The following is a 2,934-nucleotide window of genomic DNA, read 5'->3' as shown; positions in this document are numbered from 1 at the left end:
ACCCGGCGTCACGCCGTCGCCCGGTCCCCCGGACCGGCTCGGCGCTCCCGGACCGCCTCAGCTCCGCCGGACCGCCTCAGCTCCGCCGGACCGGCTCGACCCTCCCGAAGCGGCTCGCCCTCCCGGACCGCCTCAGCGCGAGGCCAGCGCGGCGAGCCGCCGGGCCGAGCGGTACTGCCGCAGCACCTGGGCGAAGGTGAGGTGCCCCTGGGTGGTCCGGGCGAACGCCCGCCACGCCGGGTCGACCAGGCAGACCGCCGCGTGGAACAGGTACGGCCGGCGCTCGAACGCGTCCAGCATCTGCTTGCCGGCCCGCATCTCCACCCCCAGCCCCGCCTTGATGGCGAAGGCGTAGTTCAACGCCTCGCGCCGGACCTCCGCCGCCGTACCAGCCTCGGCCACCTTGACCGCCCACTCCCCGGCCAGCCGGCCCGAGCGCAGCGCGTAGGAGATGCCCTCACGGGTCCACGGCTCCAGCAGCCCGGCCGCGTCGCCGGCCACCAGGACCCGGCCGCGCGACAGCGGCGAGTCCTCGGCCCGGCAGCGGGTCAGGTGCCCGGACTCCACGCTCGGCGGGAAGCCCGACAGGCCCAGCCGCCGGATGTAGTCCGCCAGGTACTGCTTGGTCCGCTCGCCGTCGCCGCGCGCCGAGATCACCCCGACGGTCAGGCTGCTGGACTCGGTCTTCGGGAACACCCAGCCGTAACTGCCGGGCAGCGGGCCCCAGTCGAGGTGGATCCGGCCCGCCCAGTCGGCCGCGACGTCCGCCGGGACGGGGATCTCCGCCTCCAGGCCGAGGTCGATCTGGTCGAAGGAGACCCCGACGTGCCGCCCGATCCGGCTCGCGCTGCCGTCCGCGCCGACCACCGCGCGCGCCTCGAAGCCGCGCCCGTCGGCGGCGGTGACCAGCGCCGTCCGGTGCTCGCCGCCGCGCTGCTCGACCCCGGTGACGGTCACTCCGGTGACCAGCACCGCCCCGGCCTGCTTGGCCGCCTGGACCAGGCGCAGATCGAACTCGTCCCGGTTGACCAGACCGAACAGCATCCGCTTGGAGCGCCTGGTCCGGGTGAACCGGCCCCGGTACGCGAAGGTGACGGCGTGCACCCGGTCCTGCAGCGGCAGTCTGAAGTCCGGCGGCAGGCTGTCCCTGGAGGGGCCGATGATGCCGCCGCCGCAGGTCTTGTACCGGGGGTGCTCGGCCTTGTCGAGCAGCAGCACGCGCCGGCCCTGCGCGGCCGCGGCGTACGCGGCGGAGGAGCCGGCCGGTCCGGCGCCGACCACGACGACGTCCCAGACGCCGTCCAGTGGGTCCGGCCGGCGGGGCCCGTCGGCCTCGGCGTCGAGCGGGCTACGAGAATCGGGGCTTCCGGAGTCAGTCACGGGCAGCAATCCTATGCGGCCGCCCCCGCCGTCGCCGGACGCACCGCCCTGGGCGCCACCCGGCTCGGCCTATGATCGGGATTACCCACCGTCAACGCGTTCGCCCGCACCACCCCCTCGGACGGACCAGCCTTTCCCGGAGCCCCCGATGCCGCACCAGCCCCTGGCCGACGCCGTCCGGTCCCTCATGGACCGTGCCCGCACCGACCTCGCCGACCTGGTCGCCTACCCCTCGGTCGCCGACCCGCGCCAGTTCCCCGTCGAGGAGTGCGAGAAGGCCGCCCGCTGGGTCGCCGACGCCTTCGCCGCCGAGGGCCTGACGAACGTCCGGCTGCTGGACACCCCCGACGGCACCCAGTCCGTCTACGGGGAGCTGCCCGCCCCGGCCGGCGCCCCGACCGTGCTGCTCTACTCGCACTACGACGTCCAGCCGCCGCTCGACGAGGACGCCTGGCACAGCCCCGCCTTCGAGCTCACCGAGCGCGACGGCCGCTGGTACGGGCGCGGCGCCGCCGACTGCAAGGGCAACATCCTGATGCACCTGACGGCCCTTCGGGCGCTGCGCCAGGTGGACGGCGGCTACCCGGTCGGGCTGAAGGTCATCGTCGAGGGCTCGGAGGAGCAGGGCACCGGCGGCCTGGAGCGCTACGCCGAGGCCCACCCCGAGCTGCTCGCCGCCGACGCCATCGTGATCGGCGACACCGGCAACTTCGCCCCCGGCCTGCCCACCGTCACCGCCTCGCTGCGCGGCATGACCGTGGTCGACGTCTCGGTCCGCACACTGGCGGGCAACCTGCACTCCGGCGCCTTCGGCGGCGCCGCCCCGGACGCCCTGCAGGCCCTGGTCAAGGTGCTCGCCTCGCTGCACGACGAGAACGGCGACGTCGCCGTGGCCGGTCTGGCCACCGACCAGCGCTGGGACGGCGTGCAGTACCCCGACGAGCAGTTCCGCGCCGACGCCAAGGTGCTGGACGGCGTCGCGCTCACCGGCACCGGCACCGTCGCCGACCGGCTCTGGGCCCGCCCCTCGGTCACCGTGCTCGGCATCGACGCCCCGCCGGTGATCGGCGCGACCTCCTCCGTGCAGGCCTCCGCCAAGGCCTCGGTCAGCCTGCGGGTGCCGCCGGGCATGGACACCGCCGCCGCCCAGGAGGCGCTGGTCACCCACCTGGAGGCCCAGGTGCCGTTCGGCGCGAAGGTCACCGTGGAGCGGCAGGGCAACGGCGCCGCGTTCAGCGCCGACATCTCCGGCCCGGCCTACGAGGCGATGGGCGAGGCGATGGCCGAGGCCTTCGGCACCCCGATGGTGGCCTCCGGCGAGGGCGGCTCGATCCCGCTCTGCAACACGCTGCGCACCCTCTACCCGCAGGCCGAGATCATCCTGATCGGCGTCGAGGAGCCGACCACCCAGATCCACGCCGTCAACGAGAGCGTCGACCCGCAGGAGCTGGAGCGGATGGCCCTCACCGAGGCGCTGTTCCTGCGCCGCTACGCCGAGCTGCGCACCGTCTGACCGTCCGGCACCGGGCCGCGCCGTCCCCCGGGACGGCGCGG

Annotated in this window: 2 protein-coding genes; one reads left to right on the top strand and one right to left on the bottom strand. The window is 75.1% G+C overall.

Annotated features, from left to right (window positions below):
- Positions 1–132: 132 nt before the first annotated feature.
- Positions 133–1,380, bottom strand: a complete 1,248-nt coding sequence (locus tag ABD308_RS01070) for a geranylgeranyl reductase family protein (RefSeq protein WP_425554666.1) — start codon at positions 1,378–1,380, stop codon at positions 133–135.
- A 148-nt stretch (positions 1,381–1,528) separates the two neighbouring features.
- On the opposite strand from ABD308_RS01070, the gene ABD308_RS01065 reads away from it, so the two are divergent.
- Entirely contained in the window at positions 1,529–2,893 is a 1,365-nt protein-coding gene (locus ABD308_RS01065) for a dipeptidase (RefSeq protein ID WP_344323738.1), read from the top strand.
- Positions 2,894–2,934 lie beyond the last annotated feature (41 nt).

It is taken from the genome of Kitasatospora putterlickiae (assembly GCF_039527695.1).
GTDB lineage: Bacteria > Actinomycetota > Actinomycetes > Streptomycetales > Streptomycetaceae > Kitasatospora > Kitasatospora putterlickiae.
Note: the sequence above shows the minus strand (reverse complement) of the source record. Positions and strands in the feature narration are given on the sequence as shown.

Bases quoted from the DNA above. Each gene is read 5' to 3' on its own strand.
- ABD308_RS01065 (WP_344323738.1), top strand. From the start codon at position 1,529: ATGCCGCACCAGCCCCTGGCCGACGCCGTCCGGTCCCTCATGGACCGT.